Origin of the sequence: Micromonospora sp. CB01531 (genome assembly GCF_001905095.1) — a bacterium.
Lineage (GTDB): Bacteria > Actinomycetota > Actinomycetes > Mycobacteriales > Micromonosporaceae > Micromonospora.
Genome location: NZ_LWLS01000087.1, coordinates 1 through 17,508 on the forward strand (window position 1 = coordinate 1; position 17,508 = coordinate 17,508).

The 17,508-nt window shown below is 75.3% G+C and carries 13 protein-coding genes and 2 pseudogenes; 9 read left to right on the forward strand and 6 right to left on the reverse strand.

Features of this window, described 5'->3' with window-relative positions:
• The first annotated feature begins 96 nt into the window (after window positions 1-96).
• The 6 genes and pseudogenes from A6A27_RS26105 to A6A27_RS26130 all read left to right on the forward strand — a co-directional run.
• Window positions 97-2,079 carry a hypothetical protein gene (locus A6A27_RS26105; RefSeq protein WP_443190003.1) on the forward strand — a complete coding sequence of 661 codons (1,983 nt, stop codon included), beginning with the start codon at window positions 97-99 and terminating at the stop codon, window positions 2,077-2,079.
• A gap of 46 nt (window positions 2,080-2,125) precedes the next feature.
• Window positions 2,126-3,100, forward strand: a pseudogene (locus tag A6A27_RS26110) (alpha/beta fold hydrolase); the annotation flags it as partial.
• A 137-nt stretch (window positions 3,101-3,237) separates the two neighbouring features.
• Complete coding sequence (locus A6A27_RS26115; RefSeq protein WP_073837304.1) at window positions 3,238-4,146, forward strand: DUF3152 domain-containing protein; 909 nt, start codon at window positions 3,238-3,240, stop codon at window positions 4,144-4,146.
• 87 nt (window positions 4,147-4,233) lie between these two features.
• The gene (locus A6A27_RS26120; protein WP_083672870.1) at window positions 4,234-5,121 is read left to right on the forward strand and encodes a DUF3152 domain-containing protein; all 888 of its coding nucleotides are present in this window, start codon (window positions 4,234-4,236) and stop codon (window positions 5,119-5,121) included.
• Between the two features lie 107 nt (window positions 5,122-5,228).
• Entirely contained in the window at window positions 5,229-6,410 is a 1,182-nt protein-coding gene (gene moeZ / locus A6A27_RS26125; RefSeq protein ID WP_073837305.1) for an adenylyltransferase/sulfurtransferase MoeZ, read from the forward strand.
• A gap of 79 nt (window positions 6,411-6,489) precedes the next feature.
• Window positions 6,490-7,350, forward strand: a pseudogene (locus tag A6A27_RS26130) (hypothetical protein); the annotation flags it as partial.
• A gap of 372 nt (window positions 7,351-7,722) precedes the next feature.
• Here the strand turns inward: A6A27_RS26130 and A6A27_RS26135 are convergent.
• Together A6A27_RS26135 and proB are read right to left on the reverse strand one after the other, a co-directional pair.
• Window positions 7,723-8,985, reverse strand: a complete 1,263-nt coding sequence (locus A6A27_RS26135; RefSeq protein ID WP_338013311.1) for a glutamate-5-semialdehyde dehydrogenase — start codon at window positions 8,983-8,985, stop codon at window positions 7,723-7,725.
• 23 nt (window positions 8,986-9,008) lie between these two features.
• Window positions 9,009-10,166: a glutamate 5-kinase gene (proB, locus tag A6A27_RS26140; RefSeq protein WP_073837307.1), complete on the reverse strand. Its 1,158-nt coding sequence runs from the start codon at window positions 10,164-10,166 to the stop codon at window positions 9,009-9,011.
• Between the two features lie 13 nt (window positions 10,167-10,179).
• On the opposite strand from proB, the gene A6A27_RS26145 reads away from it, so the two are divergent.
• Genes A6A27_RS26145 through A6A27_RS26155 form a run of 3 tightly spaced genes read left to right on the forward strand, consistent with a single transcriptional unit; the run spans window position 10,180 to window position 13,410 of the window.
• Window positions 10,180-10,491, forward strand: a complete 312-nt coding sequence (locus A6A27_RS26145) for an MGMT family protein (RefSeq protein WP_073837308.1) — start codon at window positions 10,180-10,182, stop codon at window positions 10,489-10,491.
• A 32-nt stretch (window positions 10,492-10,523) separates the two neighbouring features.
• The gene (locus A6A27_RS26150) at window positions 10,524-11,903 is read left to right on the forward strand and encodes an MFS transporter (protein WP_073837309.1); all 1,380 of its coding nucleotides are present in this window, start codon (window positions 10,524-10,526) and stop codon (window positions 11,901-11,903) included.
• Window positions 11,904-11,937: 34 nt separating this feature from the next.
• Complete coding sequence (locus A6A27_RS26155; RefSeq protein ID WP_073837310.1) at window positions 11,938-13,410, forward strand: pyridoxal phosphate-dependent decarboxylase family protein; 1,473 nt, start codon at window positions 11,938-11,940, stop codon at window positions 13,408-13,410.
• Window positions 13,411-13,463: 53 nt separating this feature from the next.
• On the opposite strand, the gene A6A27_RS26160 is transcribed toward A6A27_RS26155, so the two are convergent.
• The 4 genes from A6A27_RS26160 to A6A27_RS26175 all read right to left on the reverse strand — a co-directional run bounded on the left by A6A27_RS26160 (window position 13,464) and on the right by A6A27_RS26175 (window position 17,502).
• Entirely contained in the window at window positions 13,464-14,420 is a 957-nt protein-coding gene (locus tag A6A27_RS26160) for a hypothetical protein (RefSeq protein ID WP_083672872.1), read from the reverse strand.
• A 166-nt stretch (window positions 14,421-14,586) separates the two neighbouring features.
• Window positions 14,587-15,540 (reverse strand): hypothetical protein, encoded by a 954-nt coding sequence (locus A6A27_RS26165; RefSeq protein ID WP_073837311.1) that lies wholly within the window; start codon window positions 15,538-15,540, stop codon window positions 14,587-14,589.
• 206 nt (window positions 15,541-15,746) lie between these two features.
• A complete protein-coding gene (locus A6A27_RS26170; protein WP_073837312.1) occupies window positions 15,747-16,949 on the reverse strand; it encodes a hypothetical protein in 1,203 nt (400 codons plus the stop codon).
• On the reverse strand, window positions 16,942-17,502 hold the full coding sequence (locus A6A27_RS26175; RefSeq protein ID WP_073837345.1) for a SigE family RNA polymerase sigma factor: 561 nt from the start codon (window positions 17,500-17,502) through the stop codon (window positions 16,942-16,944). Before A6A27_RS26175 ends, A6A27_RS26170 begins: the two co-directional genes overlap by 8 nt.
• Between the last annotated feature and the right edge of the window lie 6 nt (window positions 17,503-17,508).

The window sequence follows — 17,508 nt, forward strand, 5'->3', positions numbered from 1 at the left end:
CGCGGCTGGGCTCCGGCCGACTCGCCGGCCGAGCCGCCGTCGCTCTCCCGGGGCTGGGCCGAGCGCCCCTCGTCGGCGCCGCCGGCCGGGCCGGCCGTGGACCCGCCCGAGGAGCCGCGCACCCCGGCAGCCGACGACCGGCGCGCGCCAGCGGACGAACGCCGGCCGTCGCCGGCCGAGGAGCCGGAGTGGTCCGAGCCCGGCTGGGGCGGCGGCTGGGCGCCGGCGTGGTCGCGCGAGGCGGAACCGGCGGGCCGCCGGGCCCGGGAGGACGAGACAACGGGCCGCCGCGCCCACGAGGAGGAGCCGGTCGGCCGCCGCGCCCGCGACGAGCGCGCCGCCGAGTGGGCACCCGAGCCGGCCGAGCAGCCCACGCCCTACGAGCCGCCGCGCGGCGAGCCGACCCGCCCGCACGAGCCGGTCCGGGCCGAGCCGTCGTCCGGGTACGGGCCACCGCGCCCCGAGCCGACCCGGCCGTACGAGGTGTCCCGGAGCGACGCCGAGACCCGCCCGGCGTACGAGCCGGTGGCGCGGGAGAGCCGCGAACGGACCTCCTGGGCCGGGCCGTCGGTGCCGGTGACCCCGTTCAGCGCGCCGCCGCACGCCGCTCCGACCAGCGCCCCACCCGTGCCGCGCGCCGCTCCGACCAGCGCCCCACCGGTGCCGCGCGAGGCCCCGGCCAGCGCCCCGCCCGCCGGGTACGGCCCGCCGGCCGGCGCCCGGGCGGAGGAGCGCGAGGGCGTGTCGTACCGGCCACGCACCGACGAGACGCCGGGCCCCGTCGCCAGCGGTGGGTCCCGCGTCGACCGCGTGCCCGCCCCGGCGAGCACGCCCCCCTACGCGGCCCGCCGGTCCGCCCCCGAACCGGTGCCGACGGCCGAGCCGGCCGCCGAGACCCGGCCGGCGGACCCTACCGCGGCGATGCTGCCGCAGCGCGTCCCCGCCGAACCGGACGTGCCCGTCGTGCCGGAGCCGCCAGCCGTGGAACCGTCCGCCGAAACCCCGGAACTCGCCCGCATCGCCACCCACCTGCGCCGTGACGACGAGCCCGCGCCGCTGCGCGAGCGGCCCGAGGGCTTCGACGTCAACGCCATCCTCGACGCCGTCCGGGAGGTGGCCGGCGTCCGGGACGCGGCGCTACGCCGTACCCCGGCCGGGGCGCACAGCCTCCGGCTCGACCTCGCCGACGGCGCCGACCCGGCGGAGGTGAGCCGGATGGTGGCCCGCCTGCTCCAGGAGCGGATGGGGCTGGCCGCGGCCCCGCAGAACCTGCCCGGCGCTCCGGCCGCCGCACCGCCCCCGGTCCGTCGCCGGTCGGCCCAGACGCGCCCGGAGCGGGCCACCGGCGAGCCGCGGGTGGCCGAGGACCGACCGGGCACGCCCCGACCGGTGCCGAGCCGGTCGGAGGGCCGGTTCGGCGCGCCTGAGGCGCGGGCCGGCCGGCCCGCGGAGCTGCCGGCCGAGCGCGCCGAGCCGGCTGCCGAGCCGCCCCGCCGGCGCCGGCAGGCCGCGACCCACCGGGGCCGGGCCGCGGTGGAGGAGTCGTCGCTCGCCGCCGCCCCAGCCGGCGCGGCCACCGGAAGCCCGGTCACGCTCGGTACGTCGTACTCGGGCGGGCAGATGACCACGACGGAGACCGCACCCTCCCGACCGCTGGACACCAGCGGCGCGCCGGGGCCCCGGGTGCTGATCGACCACGTCCAGATGAGCACCTTCGGCCTCGACGCCACCGTGGAGGTACGCCTGATCGCCGGGGACCGGACGGCGGAGGGGCACGCCACCGGGCCGGCCGTCGACGGCTACTTGCTGCGGCTCTGCGCGGTGGCCGCCGCGGCGGCGCTGGACGAGCTGCTCGGCCGCGCGGCCTCGACCGGGGAGCGGGGACGCTGCTTCGTCGAGCACGCCGCGGTGGTGCCGTTCGGCAACTGCGAGGTGGCGACCGTGGTGGTGCTGCTGGTGTGCGACGGCTGGGTGGAGCAGTTGGCCGGTTCGGCGCTGGTGGCCGGCGATCCCCGGCAGGCGGCGGTCCGGGCGACCCTGGCGGCGGTGAACCGCCGGCTGGAAGCGCTGCTCGCCTGAGCCGAAGACCGGTGTCGGGCAGCCCGGGCACGGGAACGCTGGAGTTATGAAACGCGCCGTCCTCTGGCCGGATCATCTCCTGCCCGCGCACCACGTCCCGCCGCCCTGGCCGGGCCGGGGCGTACGCCTCGACGGCACGGTGACGTACGTGCGGGAGACCCCGGCCACCGGCCCCGGCGCCGAGCCGGCGCTCTACGTGCACGGCCTGGGCGGCTCGTCGCAGAACTGGACGGACCTGGCCGGCCTGCTCGCCGACCGGCTCGACGGGCAGGCGATCGACCTGCCCGGCTTCGGCCGCAGCGAGCCCGGCCGGCGATACACCGTGCCGGCCTTCACGGATCGGGTGATCCACTGGATCGAGCACAGCGGCCGGGGCCCGGTGCACCTGTTCGGCAATTCGCTCGGCGGGGCCGTCTCGGTACGGGTGGCGGCGCTGCGGCCGGACCTGGTCCGGACGCTGACCCTGGTCTCCCCGGCGTTGCCGTTCCTGGACTTCCGCCGTTCGTTGCAGGGGCGGATGCTGCCGCTACTGGCGATTCCCGGAGGGGAACGGGTGGCCGCCCGGCGGCTGACCCAGCTCGCCCCCGAGATGCTGGCCCAGGAGGTGATCGAGGCGTGCATCGCCGACCTGACCCGGATCTGTGACCAGCGCCGGCAGGAGGCGATCGAGGAGATCCGGATCCGCTACGAGGCGAACCACTACGCCGCCGTGTACGTCCGGACGTTCCGGGGCCTGGTCGCCAGCTTCCTGCGGTCGTACCTGCCGGGCACCGGTTCGTTGTGGCGGCTGGCGGCGGCGGTGCGCGCGCCCACCCTGGTGGTCGGGGGACGGCAGGACCGGCTGGTGGACGTCCGGGTGGCGCCGCAGGCTGCCCGGGCGATCCCGGACAGCCGCCTGCTGATGCTCGACGGGGTCGGGCACGTGGCCCAGTTGGAGGTGCCCCGGACCGTGGCGCGGGCCGTCCTGGCACTGCTCGCCGAGACCCGGGCCGACGCGGCGGCGGCCGGGTCGCGGGCCGGAGCACTGCCCGCCGAGCCGCGGGGCAGCGGATTGTCCGCCGAGGCCCGGGGTGGCGCGGCGCCCGCCGACCCCCGGGACGGCCTGCTCGCCGGAACGGAGGACAGCGCCCTCCACCGGGACATGGCAGGCTGAGCGGGATGTCCTCCTCCCCCCGTCCGCGTCGCGCCGCCGCGCCGGTTGCCGCCCGTCGCCCGGCAGCCCGCTGGCGGTCCGTGATCGTACTGCTCGCGTTCCTGAGCGCCGCCGGGATCGCCGTGGCCGCCGCGGTGCAACGGCCGTTGGCCTGGGCCGAGGTGCTGGTCGGCGACGAGGGGTTGATCCAGCCGCCGGCGCCGTCGAGCACCGGGTCGACGCCGTCCGCCCCGACGAGTCCGGCGCCGACGCCGTCCGCCCCGGTAAGCCCGTCGCCGACGCCGAGCCCGGTCAGCCCGGAGCCGGTGCTGAGCCTGCCCGGTCCGGTGCCCGCCCACGGGCGGGGCAGCTACGCGTACGACGACCGGCCGGGCGAGGTGCTGGGCCGGGCAGGAGTGCTGCGGCGCTTCCGGGTGGCGGTGGAGGACGGCTCCGGCGAGGAGGTGCCGGTCTTCGGCGACGCCGTGCAGCGAGCCCTGGCCGGGCCCGGGAGCTGGGTGGACAGTGGCCGGCTCCGGTTGCAGCGGGTGGCCTCCGGCGAGCGGTACGACTTCACCGTCTACCTGGCCACCCGGGACACCGCCGGCCGGCTGTGTCTCGCCGGCGGAATCGACATCCGGGTGGGCGGGCGGCCGTACACGTCCTGCCGGGTGCCCGGCAAGGTGGTCATCAACCTGGACCGCTGGCGTACCTCGGCGCCGCATCTGGTCGCGGCGAAGGTCCCGCTGGACACGTACCGGCTCTACGTGATCAACCACGAGGTCGGCCACCAGTTGGGGCACCATCACGAGGGATGCCCGGGGGCGGGGAAGGCGGCACCGGTGATGCAGCAGCAGACCCTCTTCCTCAACGGCTGCCGGCCGAACCCGTGGCCCTACCTGAACGGCAAGCGGTACACCGGCCCGTCGCTCTGAGCGCGCCCGGACAGCAATGACGAGAACTATTCGCGTGCCTTGCAGCAAAGGCGGCCGATCACCCGAATTGCATGACACGCTGGCGGTATGACCTCCCCGTCCGCTTCCGGCCCGAATGCCGAGCCCCGTCAACCGCCGCCCGGCGGTCCGGCCCGGCTCGACTTCGACCGCCCGCCGGCCCATCCGGGGACCATCGCCCCGGCTCCGTCCGGGCCGCGCCGGCTGCGGTGGCGGCGTCGCCGTACCGCCCTGCTCCTGGTCGCCCTGCTGGCGGCGGGTGGCAGCGCGGCCGGTCTGCCGGTCCTGGTCCACCGGTCCGCCGACCGGCCCCCGGTGGCCACCTCGAACCAGCGGTCGGCGAACGGCGGGCGCGACGAACCCCGGGTGGCGCCGAGCGGCTATCCGACCGTCGGCCCCGGCAGCTTCGCCGCGGCCGACGGCCGCTCACCGGTCCGGGGGTACGAGGGGCCGGTGCGCCGCTACCGGGTCGCGGTGGAGCAGGACACCGGGCAGGACGCGGACGAGTTCGCCGCCACGGTGGACGCGGTGCTCGGCGACTCCCGGAGCTGGATCGCCTCCCGGGAACTGCGGGTGCAGCGGGTGGCCGAGGCGTCCGCCGCCGACTTCACCATCTACCTGGCCACCCCGGCCACCTCCGAGCGGATCTGCGCCGACGGGGGCCTGAGCACCCAGCGGTACACCTCCTGCCGGCTGCCCGGCCGGGTCGTCATCAACCTGGCCCGCTGGATGGAGGCGGTGCCGGACTACGGTGCGCCGCTCGAGGTCTACCGGACGTACGTGATCAACCATGAGGTCGGGCACGAGTTCGGCGAGCTGCACCAGGCCTGCCCGGGGTCGGGCGATCCGGCCCCGGTGATGCAGCAGCAGACGTACGGACTGGACGGCTGCCTGCCCAACGCCTGGCCGTACGTCGACGGGGTTCGCTACGAGGGGGAGTTGACCGAGGGGGTCTGAACTATTCCCGCTCCCGCATGTCGGGCTACGTGTCGCTCATCATGGCCGATCCCTACCGCGGCGAGTGACAATTACCCGGTCCCGCCGCCGATCCCGGGGAGTCCACCGTGTCGCTGCCCCCGCTCGTCGAACCCGCCGCCGAGCTGACCGTAGACGAGATCCGTCGCTACTCACGCCACCTGATCATCCCCGACGTCGGGGTCGAGGGGCAGAAGCGGCTGAAGAACGCCCGGGTGCTCTGCGTCGGTGCCGGCGGTCTCGGCTCGCCGGCACTGCTCTACCTCGCTGCCGCCGGCGTCGGCACCCTCGGCATCATCGACTTCGACACCGTCGACGAGTCGAACCTCCAGCGGCAGGTCATCCACGGCGTCTCCGACGTCGGCCGGTCGAAGGCCGAGTCCGCCGCCGCGTCGATCCGCGAGATCAACCCGCTGGTCACCGTGGAGATCCACAACACTGCGCTGGACCGGGACAACGTCAAGGAGATCTTCTCCAAGTACGACCTGATCGTCGACGGCACCGACAACTTCGCCACCCGCTACATGGTCAACGACGCGGCGGTGCTGCTCGGCAAGCCGTACGTCTGGGGTTCGATCTACCGGTTCGACGGCCAGGCGTCGGTGTTCTGGGCCGAGCACGGCCCCTGCTACCGCTGCCTCTACCCGGAGCCGCCGCCGCCCGGCATGGTCCCGTCCTGCGCCGAGGGTGGTGTGCTGGGCGTGCTCTGCGCGTCCATCGGGTCGATCCAGGTCAACGAGGCGATCAAGCTGCTCGCCGGCATCGGCGAGCCGCTGGTCGGCCGGCTGATGGTCTACGACGCCTTGGAGATGAGCTACCGCAAGATCAAGGTCCGCAAGGACCCCAACTGCGTGCTCTGCGGCGAGAACCCCACGGTCACCGACCTGCTCGAGGACTACGAGGACTTCTGCGGCGCGGTCTCCGTCGAGGCGCAGGAGGCGGTGGTCGACGCGACCATCACCGCGCTGGAGCTGAAGGAGTGGCAGGACGCCGGCAAGGACGTCTTCCTGGTTGACGTCCGGGAGCCCGCCGAGTACGAGATCGTCCGGATCCCCGGCGCGACCCTCATCCCCAAGGGCGAGATCATCTCCGGCGAGGCGCTCGCCAAGCTCCCGCAGGACCGGCAGATCGTGCTGCACTGCAAGTCCGGCGTCCGCTCCGCCGAGGCGCTCGCCGCGCTGAAGGCGGCCGGCTTCAAGGACGCGGTGCACGTCCAGGGTGGCGTGCTCTCCTGGATCAAGCAGATCGACCCGTCGCTGCCCACCTACTGAGTCGGACCGAGCGGGCCCTTCCGCGATGCCGGTAGGGCCCGCTCGTACCCGCCGGTGAGCCGGGCCCTCCTCATCCGAGATACCGAGGCGGGAGCACGTTCCCGCAGGTAGCGTCTCCGTCGTGGTCGATCTGGACGCCGCCATCGGCTTCGTCGTGGCGCATGGGGACGCGGTGGACCGCGCCCGTCTCTCCCGGCTGCGCACCGGTGTCCCGGTGCCGGCCGAACTGCTCGACGCGGCGGAGGCCGGGCAGGCACCCGGCGGTGGTTGGCCTGCCCTGCTCGACGGCGAGGTCGCCTCGGTCGACGCGACCTGCTTCCGGCTGTCCGAGCTGGACGACCTCGGGGGGCTGAGTCGCCCCGCCGCCCGGCACGCCCTGGACTGGCTGGCCGCCCGACAGCTGCCGGACGGCGGCTGGGACGAGGACCCGTCACTGGCCGGGTTCGCCCCCGAGTGGGCCACCCCCGGTGACCCGGAGGCGCAGCTGTACCTGACCGCCAACGCCGGGTTCTGGCTGACCGTCGCCGGGCTGGACGCCCGCGCCGCCGGCCCGCTCGACCACCGGGTCGGTGGGGCGTACGCCGGGGTGGTGCAGGCGGCGGCGCAGGCGCTCGCCGCGCAGCTCGCCCCCGACGGGAGCTGGCCGTCCTTCCTTTCCGCCGGCTGGCTGGCCGCGGCCGTGCTGCACCGTCAGCAGATGTACTACGAGTCGGCCCGGATCCAGGCGGTGCTGGCCGAGCGGATCCCGCAGCTGTCCCCGGCCGATGTGGCCTGGCTGGCCGCCACGCTGCGCCGGGTCGAGGTGGGCGAGGAGCAGTGGCTGATGGTGGCGGCGCGCCAGCGGCTCGCCGAGACCCAGCGCAGTGACGGCGGCTGGGACAGCGACGACGGCCACCAGTTCGACGTGCACACCACGCTGCGCGCGATCCGGGCCTGCCGGCCGAGCACCCCCGAAGCGCTGTTGTCCGGCAGTCCGTTCGTGTCGCCGCAGCTGGCCGCGCTGCCGAGCCCGCCCGCGGTGCCGGCACCGCGCCCGGCACCCCCGGCGGACGCCGTGCCGCCGCCGGCTCTCCGGCCGCCGGCCGCGCCGGCCATCGAGCTGCCCTCGGATGTCGTGGCGCCGTCCGCCCCGCTGGCCCGGCCGTTCGTACCGCCGCCCGGCACGCCGCCGTGGTCCGCCGACCCGTCGTCAGCCGCCGGCGCGCCGGTGCCGCCGCCCGTCGTGCCGCTGTCCGGGCCGGAGCCGGCGGGGCCGCCCGCGCCGCCCGAGCCGGCCGCACCGACTGTCTGAGCGGGTCGGCGCCCAGGCGGGTCAGCGCAGGTGGCCGTCCCCGGTGACCACGTACTTGGTGCTGGTCAGCTCGGGCAGCCCCATCGGGCCCCGGGCGTGCAGCTTCTGCGTGGAGATGCCGATCTCGGCGCCGAAGCCGAACTCGCCGCCGTCGGTGAACCGGGTGGACGCGTTCACCATCACCGCCGCCGCGTCCACCCGGGCCACGAACTCCCGGGCCGCGGACTGGGAGTCGGTGACGATCGCCTCGGTGTGGCCGGTGCCGTACCGCCGGATGTGCCGGACCGCTGCGTCGAGCGAGTCGACGACGGCGACCGAGATGTCGGCGGAGAGGTACTCGGTGGCGAAGTCCTCCTCGGTGGCCGGGACCACCGCGGCGGAGTGGGCGGCGACTCGGGCGTCGCCGTGCACGGTGACCCCGGCGTCGGCGAAGGCGGCCAGCATCGCCGGCAGGAAGGCGTCCGCGACGTCCGCGTGGACCAGCAGCGACTCGGCGGTGTTGCAGGTGGAGAGGCGCTGGGTCTTGGCGTTGAGGGTGACCGCCACGGCCTTGGCGACGTCGGCGGCGGCGTCCACGTAGACGTGGCAGTTGCCCACCCCGGTCTCGATCACCGGCACGGTCGACTCCTCGACCACGGTCCGGATCAGCGAGGCTCCGCCGCGCGGGATCAGCACGTCGACCAGGCCCCGCGCACGCATCAGTTCCTTCACCGAGTCCCGCGAGGTGGCGTCGAGGAGCTGCACCGCGTCCGCCGGCAGGCCGGCCGCCGCGATCGCGTCCTGGAGCACGGCGACCAGCGCGGCGTTGGAGTGGGCCGCCGAGGAGGAGCCGCGCAGCAGCGCCGCGTTGCCGGACTTCAGGCAGATCCCGGCCGCGTCCACGGTCACGTTCGGCCGGGCCTCGTAGATGATGCCGACCACCCCGAACGGCACCCGGACCTGTCGCAGGTCCAGCCCGTTCGGCAGGGTCGAGCCGCGGACCACCTCGCCGACCGGGTCGGGCAGCGCGGCCATCTGGCGCAGCGCGTCGGCGATGCCGGCCACCCGGCCCGCGTCGAGCGCCAGCCGGTCCAGCACCGCCGCGGTCAGCCCGGCCTCGCGCCCGGCCGTCAGGTCCGTCGCGTTCGCGGCCAGGAGCTCCGGGGTACGCGCCACCAGCGCGTCGGCCATCGCGTGAAGCGCGGCGTCCTTGACCGTACGCGTGGCGACCGCGAGGGCCTCCGCCGCATCCCGGGCCCGCCGGGCCTGCTCGACGACGCTCATCCTGCACTCCTCAGTCGTCAGTGGGACGGCCACCCGTCCCGGATTCACAGCAGCACCAGGTCGTCGCGGTGGACGACCTCCCGTTCGTACGCCGGGCCCAGGGCCGCGGCGAGTTCCGAGGTCGAGCGGCCCAGCAGCCCGGGCAGCTCCACCGCGTCGTAGTTGACCAGCCCCCGGGCCACCGGCGCGCCCGCAACGTCCACCAGGTCGACCGGGTCGCCGGCGGTGAACGCGCCGTCCACGGCGGTGATCCCGGCCGGCAGGAGGGACTTGCGCCGGCCGACCACCGCCTGCACCGCGCCCGGGTCGAGATGCAGCCGGCCCCGGGGCGCGGTGGCGTGCGCCAGCCAGAACAGCCGGGCGGCCGGGCGGCGGCTGCTCGGGTGGAAGAACGTGCCGACCGGCTCGCCGGCGAGCGCCGCGGTGGCCAGCGGCGCGGCGGTGAGCACCACCGGGATGCCGAAGCCGGTGGCGATCCGGGCCGCCTCGACCTTGGTCACCATGCCCCCGGTGCCCACCCCGGCCCGGCCGGCGCCGCGGACGTCGACGCCGGCCAGGTCGCCCTCGCCGTGCACCTCGGTGATCCGGGTGCTGCCGGGACGGGTCGGGTCGCCGGTCCAGAGCGCGTCCACGTCCGAGAGCAGCACCAGCAGGTCGGCGTCGACCAGGGCGGCGACCAGGGCGGCCAGCCGGTCGTTGTCGCCGAACCGGATCTCCTCGGTGGCCACGGTGTCGTTCTCGTTGACGATCGGCACCGCCCTCAGGTCGAGCAGCTTGCGCAGGGTCCGGTACGCGTTGCGGTAGTGCGCCCGCCGGGTCACGTCGTCCACGGTGAGCAGTACCTGGCCGACGGTGCGCCCGTGTCGCGCGAAGCTGGTCGCGTACCGGCCGATGAGCAGGCCCTGCCCGACGCTGGCGGCGGCCTGCTGGGTGGCCAGGTCGCGCGGGCGTCGGGCCAGGCCGAGCGGGGCGAGACCGGCGGCGATCGCGCCGGAGGAGACCAGCACCACCTCGCGGCCGGCGCCGGCCAGTGCGCCGAGGGTGTCGACCAGGGCGTCGACCCGGGTGTCGTCCAGGCCGCCCGCCGCCGTGGTCAGCGAGGACGATCCGATCTTGACGACGATCCGGCGGGCCGAGGTGACTGCTTCGCGCACCCGACCATTCTGCGCGTCCGGGTCCCCCGGGCCCGGACGCGTTCCCATATCGTGGCCGGTCATGACGCCTGAGGAGTACGTCGAGGCGGTGCTCGACCTGGTCGAGCGGATCCCGCCGGGCCGGGTGATGTCGTACGGGGCGGTGGCCGACGCGCTCGCCGAGCGCTCGGGGCGGGCCTCGGCCCGGCTGGTCGGCTCGATCATGGCCCGGCACGGGGGCGGAGTGCCCTGGCACCGGGTGGTGAACTCGGCCGGGCGGCTGCCACCCGGGCACGAGGTGGAGGCGCGGGCCCGGCTGCGGGCCGAGGGCTGTCCGCTGCGCCCGTCGGGGGTGGACATGGCGGCGGCCTGGTCGCCGGAAGAGGGGGTGTGATCCATGTCATAACGTGAGTAGCATTCGGGCCCATGGACGGGAGGGGGTCGCAGCCGAGCGGGCGACTGCCCCGCCGGGTGCACCTCGGGTACGCGCTGGGCTCGCTGGTCACCGGGGCGTTCGGGACCGTGCCCGGGCTGCTCCTGCTGCCGTACCTCACCGACACGCTGGGCGTCGCGGCCGGGGCGGCCGCCCTGCTGGTGCTTCTGCCCAAGGCGTGGGACGTGCTGGTCAACCCGGTAGCCGGGCGGATCTCCGACCGCACCCGGTCCCGCTGGGGTGCCCGCCGGCCGTACCTGCTCGGCGGCGGGCTGGCGCTGGCCGTGCTCTTCGCCGCGATCTTCGCCGCGCCGTTCGGGGCCGGCCCGGCCGCCGGGGCGTACGTGGCGGTGGCGTTCCTGGCCACCGCGACCGCGTTCGCCTTCTTCCAGGTGCCGTACGTGGCGATGCCGGCCGAGCTGACCGGTGACCCGGCGGAGCGTACCCGGCTGATGAGCTGGCGGATCGCCGTGCTGGCGCTGGCCATCCTGGTCTCCGGCGCGGTGGCCCCGGCCGTGGTTACCGCCGGCGGCGACGGCGTGCCGGGACACCGCTGGATGGGCCTGTTCGTCGCCGCGCTGATCGTGGCCGGCGCGGTCGGCGCGTTCCTCGGCACCCGGTCCGCGCCCACCGGGACGGTGGGGGAGAGCGAACCGAGCCTGCGTGCCCAGCTCGCGGTCGCCGGCCGGAACCGGCCGTTCCGGGCCCTGCTGGTCTGCTTCGTGGTGCAGTCCGCCGGGGTGGCGGCCGTGCTGGCCGGGGTGAGCTACTTCGCCGGCCAGGTGCTCCGCGCCCCGGAGACCGGGCCGACCCTGCTCTTCGCCTGCTTCGTCGGGCCGGCGCTGCTGGTCATGCCGCTCTGGACCCGGGTGGGCGCACGGGCCGGCAAGCGGGCCGCGCTGGTTGTCGCGTCGCTGCTCTTCGCGGCCGGCGCGCTGGCCCTCGTCGCCGCGCCCGCGCTGCCGGCCGCCGGGGTCTACGCCGTGGTCGCGCTGATCGGCGTCGGGTACGCGGGCCAGCAGGTCTTCGCCCTCGCCATGCTGCCGGACTGCATCGCGTACGACACCATGCGCACCGGGCGGCGGCAGGCCGGGGTGTTCACCGGGCTGTGGACGGCCGGAGAGACGTTCGGTCTGGCCCTCGGCCCCGGTATCTACGGCCTGGTCCTCCAGCTCTCCGGCTACGTGTCGTCGTCGACCGGGGTCGCCGCCGACCAGCCCGCCGGCGCCCGCCTCGGCGTGCTGCTCGGTTTCACCATCCTCCCGGCCCTGCTGGTCGCCGCCCCGGTGCTGCTGCTGCGCGCCTACACGCTGACCCCCACCCAGCTCGCCGCCGGCCCGCCACAGCAGCCTGCCGCGACCGCGGGCGCATGAGCCGCCGAACCGCTCACCAGGAAGGGCGCCATCGATGACCGAGGAAGGGACGGGCGCGCTGCCCGTCGAGGGGGTGCCCGCGGAGCGGGTGCTGGCGGAGATCCGGACCCTGCGCGCGGCCGACCGGCCGACCCACGGCGGGCGGCTGTTCGCGTACGTCTACGACCCCGGGGTGGCCGGGCTGGACGAACTGGCCCGGGCCGCGTACGCGGAGAGCGCCCACGTCAACGGGCTCGACCCGACCGCCTTCCCGTCCCTGCTGGCGATGGAGAACGCCCTGGTCGGAGCGGCCGCCCGGTTGCTCGGCGGCGGGCCGGGCACGAGCGCCCCGGACGTGGTCGGCAGCGTCACCGGCGGCGGCACCGAGTCACTGATCCTGGCCGTCAAGGCGGCCCGGGACGACCGGCCGGATCTCGCCGAGCCGCGGCTCGTGGTGCCGGCCAGCGGGCACGCCGCGTTCGCCAAGGCGGCCCACTACCTGCGGGTGGCCCTCGACACCGTGCCCGTGGAACCGGTCACGCTGCGGCCGGCGGTGGCCGACATGGCCGCCGCGATCCGGCCGGAGACCGTGCTGGTCGCCTGCTCCGCCCCCGCGTACGCGCACGGTGTGGTCGACCCGGTCACCGAGATCGCGGCGGTGGCGGCGGCCGCCGGGGTGCGCTGCCACGTGGACGCCTGCTTCGGCGGCTGGACGCTGCCCTGGCTGCGGCGGCTCGGCGAGCCGGTGCCGGCGTTCGACTTCGCCGTCGACGGGGTCACCTCGATCTCCGTCGACCTGCACAAGTACGCGTACGCCCCGAAGGGGGTGTCGGTGCTGCTGCACCGGGATGCCGCGCTGCGGGCGCCGCAGTACTTCGGGTACGCGGACTGGCCCGGGTACACGATGGTCAACCCGGTGATCGCCTCGACCCGGTCGGGCGGCCCGATCGCCGCCGCCTACGCCACCCTGCGCCACCTCGGCGAGGCCGGCTACCTGCGGCTGGCGGCGCTGACCCGGGCGGCGGTGTCCGGGCTGGCCGACGCGGTACGCGCGGTCGACGGGCTCCGGCTGCTGGCCGAGCCGGCGTCCACCGTGGTCTGCTTCACCAGCGACGACCCGGGACTCGACCTGTTCGTGCTGGTCGACGAGCTGACCGCGCGCGGCTGGCACACCCAGTCCCAGCTCGGGTACGCCGGCCTGCCGGCCAGCGTGCACCTCACGGTGACCGCGGCGGTGGCCCCGCGGGTGGCCGAGTTCGGCCCGGCGCTGGCCGACGCGGCGGCGGCCGCGCGGGCGGCCGGTCCGGTCGCGCTGCCGCCGGAGCTGCGCGCGCTCGCGGCGTCACTGGCCCCGGAGGCGCTCACTCCGGAGCTGATCGCCGGACTGGCGGCCGGCCTGGGGCTCGGGGCCGGGTCGGCGCCGGACCGGATGGCGGCGGTGCACACCCTGCTCGACGCCGCGCCGGTGCGGCTGCGCGAGCGGCTGCTCGTGGAGTTCGTCGGGCTGCTGCAACGCCCGACCTGGTGAGCCCGTCCGGGGCCGGGAACCGATGTGGTTCCAGCCCCGGTCCGGGAGCGCGGTCAGGTCTGGTCGACGGCGGTCAGCGCGAACGACGGCGTGTTGTCGGTCGGGGAGACGTCGGCGAGTTCGTCGACGAACAACTGGGCCCGGAGGTTGAACGAGCCGGTGCCGAGGGCACCGGGCAGGGTGTCCGCCGGAGCGCTGAAGTACACGGTCAGGGTCCGCGACTCGCCCGCCATGAACTTGCGGCCGGGGACCTCGAACCAGGTGCCGGGGAAGCCGTTCGGCTCGAGCCACGGGTCCGTCCCGGTGACCAGGGCCCCGGCGGGTAGGTTCGCCTCGACCTGCAGGAAATCGTGGCCCGCGTCGCCGTTCCAGGTGACAGTGACCCGCATCTCGCCGTGGTATTCCGCACCGGGGAAGGTTCGGGTCAGCGTCACGTCATGGGCGGTGATGCTGGCGTTGCTGAGCGTGTCCTGGACGTAGGGCACCGGGTTGCGGAGCTTGCCCTTGGTGGACCGGAAGAGCGTGGCGTAGGTGGTGGTGTCGGCGGGGATGCCGCCCGTCTCCGGCAGCACCGCGATCTGGCCGCCGTCAACGATCATCGGGTAGTCCCGCGTCCTGGTGAGCACCTGGAATCCGATGCGGACCAGCTGGCTCGCGCCGGGCTCGATGACCGCGCCGCCCCCGCAGTTGATCTGGCGCACGCCGTTCACCTTCTCGAGGTAGACACAGCCGGCGAGCGGGTCGGTGGTCGTCAGCGAGCCGACCGCCGGCTCGGTGAAGGTGAGGCCGAAGGCCTGCGCGGTGGGGCTGCCGTTGGTCACGGTCACCCGCAGCGTGCCGACGTAGCCCCGGTCGGTCGGCTCCAGCACCAGCTGCTGCGCGGTGACGGACAGCGTGTCACTGGTCTGCTTCGGCGCTGCGGCGGCCGGCGCCCCGGCGGCCAGTGCCGCCAGCGCGGAGCCGAGCAGGCCGGCCGCAATCCGGCGGCCGATGGGCATGGTGATTGCCATGACGTTTCCTCCCCGTGGTCGGTGTCACGCCGCTGTGGGCGGACATCGACCAGCACCATAGCGATCGTGATCGACTGCGGATGTCCCCGGTGGACGAAACGGGCCCGGCGACCCGCATCCACGACGAGGGCCCGGAACCTGTGCGGTCCCGGGCCCTCGCGGATGGTCAACTCGCGTCGGCGGCCGTCAGGGTGAACGAGGCGAGGTTGTCCGCCGGGTCGGCGTCCGGCACCAGATCCATGCCCCACCGCGTGTCGAGCTGGAAGGTGACCTCGCCGAGGTTACCCGGGACGGTGCCCGGGTCGGCGCGGAGCAGCACGTCGAAACTCCGCTCCTCGCCGGTCATGAAGCGCCCGCCCGGCACGATGAAGCTGGTGAGGGAGCCCGGCAGGTCCTGCGGGTCGGTGCCCCAGATCTGCACGTCCGCCGGCAGGGTGGTCGCTTCGACGAAGAGGAAATCATGCGCGGCGTCGCCGGCCCACCTGACGGTCACCGGCAGTCGGCCGTGGTAGCTGCCGTCCGGCTGCCGCACCAGCGTCGCGGCACCCGCCGAGCTGATCGACGCCCGCGCCTGGCTGTCCTGGACGTAGGGCACCGGGTTGCGCAGGGAGCCCGAGGTGGAGCGGAAGAGTGCCACGAAGCTCTCCCGGTCGGCGATCGCCGGGTTGCCGTCGCCGACGTTGACCGAGATCCGGCCCCCGTCCGCGATCATCGCCACGGTCCGCGGCGTGGTGAGGGCCTCGAAGGCGACCGAGAACGCCCGCCGCTCGCCCGGCTTCAGGTTGGGACCGGGAACCGAGCAGCTGATCACCCGCCGGTTGTCCTGCGGACTCCCGTAGCCGCACGGGCTGTCCGGGGACAGGTTGCCGATGGAACCGGCGACCGGCTCGACGATCGTGACGTTGAAGTACGTCTCGGCTGACCCGCGGTTGGTCACCGTGACCGGCAGACTGCCCCGGTAGCCGCGCTCGGTCGGGTCGAGCACCAGCCGGCCCACCGAGACGTCGGCGTCGAGCCGGCCGCCGGCCGGTGCGGCTGTGGCCGGTGCGGCGAACGCCAGCAGCGCCGCGGTCGGGCCGATCAGGACGGCGGCGAGCCGGCGCCCGGTACGTGTGGTCATGTCGAAGTCCTCCCGTGATCCCCGTTGCCGCGACGGGTCGTCCGCCGCGGTGTCGCTGGTAGCACGTTCCGGACCCGGCCTGGGTTGCGACCATATTTGTCAGCAACGCGACGGCCGAGGAGCACCGGTGCCCGCCGTCGACAACGCCGGAGAACCCCGTACGGCCCGCCGGGTGGTCACCGAGCGGGCCGTACGCGCAGGTCGGGTCAGCGGTAGCGGTAGCGGTCCTCGTTGTTCTCCCAGGACGAGTCCATCAGCGGGTCAGCGTCGGTGCCGATCGGGGCCACCTCGGCGATGCCGGTGCCGGACATGACGCTCGAATCCCGGAGACCGAACCGGAAGGTGCGCGTCGCGCCCGGGCCGAGCGGCCCGAATCGGCAGCTGAGGGCATCGTCGGGTGGTGGCGGGTTCTGGCAGGCGGACCAGTCGCCGCCGTCGGCCGTCGCGCCCGGCTGCATCCGCAGATGCACCTCGACCAGGCCGGCCGGGACCCGGCTGAGGTTCCGGACGGTGACCGTGATCGTGCCGGTGCGGGTGCCGTCAGCTTCCTTCGGCCCCCAGGCCAGGTCGCTCGCGGTCACCGACAGGTCCGCCAGATGCGGGTTCGGGCCGAACGAGGGGGGCCCCTCGACCTGTGTGAACCGTTTGCCCGTCCACCGGTATCCGCGCCACTGGCGCTGTGACCAGTCCAGCGACCAGCCGCCTCCGGGGCTGATGTCCGCCATCTCCACCCGGACCGTCCCGCGGCTGGCGACCTGCGTCGCCAGCAGCCACTCCGGCGTCGGTCGGTCGGAACGGGTGACCTGGCCGAGGGTCACGATCCGCCCGGCGGTGTCCCGGTCGAACGCCACCACCTGCGACGGGCCCCCCTGGAAGACGGCGCACCGAAGCAGTGCGACGGTCTCGACCGCACCGTCGCCGTCCACGTCGCCGTAGGCGAGGTCCTCCAGTAGGACCTCGCCCTCGATCCGGTACCTGGCCGCGATCCGGGTCGGCCCCGCCTTGCACACCGGACCGGGCAGCCAGGCGGGCAGGTCGACCCGGGCGGCGAGGAGCTGTGCTCTGCTGATCCGGCCGTCCGGCGCCGCCGCGGTGGGGCCGACCGTGCTCGGCGTCGGCGACGCGCTCGGCGACGGGGCCGGTGACGGGGTGGTCGCCGACGGGGTCGGTGACCGGGTCTCGGCCGGTACGGGCGGCGGACCGGAGCGCCGGTCCAGGCCCGCGTTCGCCGCGACCGGGATCGCCACGGCGAGCACCACGGCCGCCGCGGTGGCCACGGCGGCCCGGCGCCGCCGCCGGCGTACGGTCCGGCGCACGGAGTCCGGGCCGGCCGGCTGCACCGCGGGGGCGTACGCCGCGCGGAACGCGGCGAACTCGCTGCTGACCAGGATGTCCTCGAACTCACTCATCGTCGTTCACCTCGTTCGTGCCGGCCAGTTGTGCGGCCAGCGCCGCCCGGCCCCGGTGCAGCCAGGACTTGACCGTGCCCTCCGGCACCCCCTCCTGCTGGGCGATCTGCGTGACGGAGAGGTCCGCCAGGTGGTGCAGCACCACCGCGCGCCGCTGGGTGGGCGGCAGTTGGGCCAGCGCGGCGGTCAGCGCGACCCGGTCCGGACCCGGACCGGGTACGTGCTCCTCCCGCTGCCGGCGCAGCCAGGACTGGGCGGTCCGCAGGCGCCGCCAGCGGCTGGCGGCGAGGTTCCAGGCGACCCGGCGTACCCAGGCCACCGGGTCGTCGTAGCGGGACACCCGGGACCAGCGGGCGAACGCCCGGCAGAAGGCCTCCTGGACCAGGTCCTGGGCCTGCGACAGGTCCCCGCAGTACGCGGCGAGCTGGAGCGTCAGGGACCGGAAGTGCGCATGGTAGAGCCCGTCGAAGTCGATCCCCTCGGCCCGCTCCGGGCGCTCCGCGGTCCGCTCGGGTGGCGGCTCACCGAGCCGTGGTTCCCTGGTCACCGTCATCTGGTC

Bases quoted from the DNA above. Each gene is read 5' to 3' on its own strand.
- A6A27_RS26145 (WP_073837308.1), top strand. From the start codon at position 10,180: ATGACGCCTGAGGAGTACGTCGAGGCGGTGCTCGACCTGGTCGAGCGG.
- A6A27_RS26115 (WP_073837304.1), top strand. From the start codon at position 3,238: ATGTCCTCCTCCCCCCGTCCGCGTCGCGCCGCCGCGCCGGTTGCCGCC.
- A6A27_RS26150 (WP_073837309.1), top strand. From the start codon at position 10,524: ATGGACGGGAGGGGGTCGCAGCCGAGCGGGCGACTGCCCCGCCGGGTG.
- A6A27_RS26170 (WP_073837312.1), bottom strand. From the start codon at position 16,949: ATGAGTGAGTTCGAGGACATCCTGGTCAGCAGCGAGTTCGCCGCGTTC.
- A6A27_RS26120 (WP_083672870.1), top strand. From the start codon at position 4,234: ATGACCTCCCCGTCCGCTTCCGGCCCGAATGCCGAGCCCCGTCAACCG.
- A6A27_RS26155 (WP_073837310.1), top strand. From the start codon at position 11,938: ATGACCGAGGAAGGGACGGGCGCGCTGCCCGTCGAGGGGGTGCCCGCG.
- A6A27_RS26165 (WP_073837311.1), bottom strand. From the start codon at position 15,540: ATGACCACACGTACCGGGCGCCGGCTCGCCGCCGTCCTGATCGGCCCG.
- A6A27_RS26160 (WP_083672872.1), bottom strand. From the start codon at position 14,420: ATGGCAATCACCATGCCCATCGGCCGCCGGATTGCGGCCGGCCTGCTC.
- A6A27_RS26175 (WP_073837345.1), bottom strand. From the start codon at position 17,502: ATGACGGTGACCAGGGAACCACGGCTCGGTGAGCCGCCACCCGAGCGG.
- proB (WP_073837307.1), bottom strand. From the start codon at position 10,166: ATGGGAACGCGTCCGGGCCCGGGGGACCCGGACGCGCAGAATGGTCGG.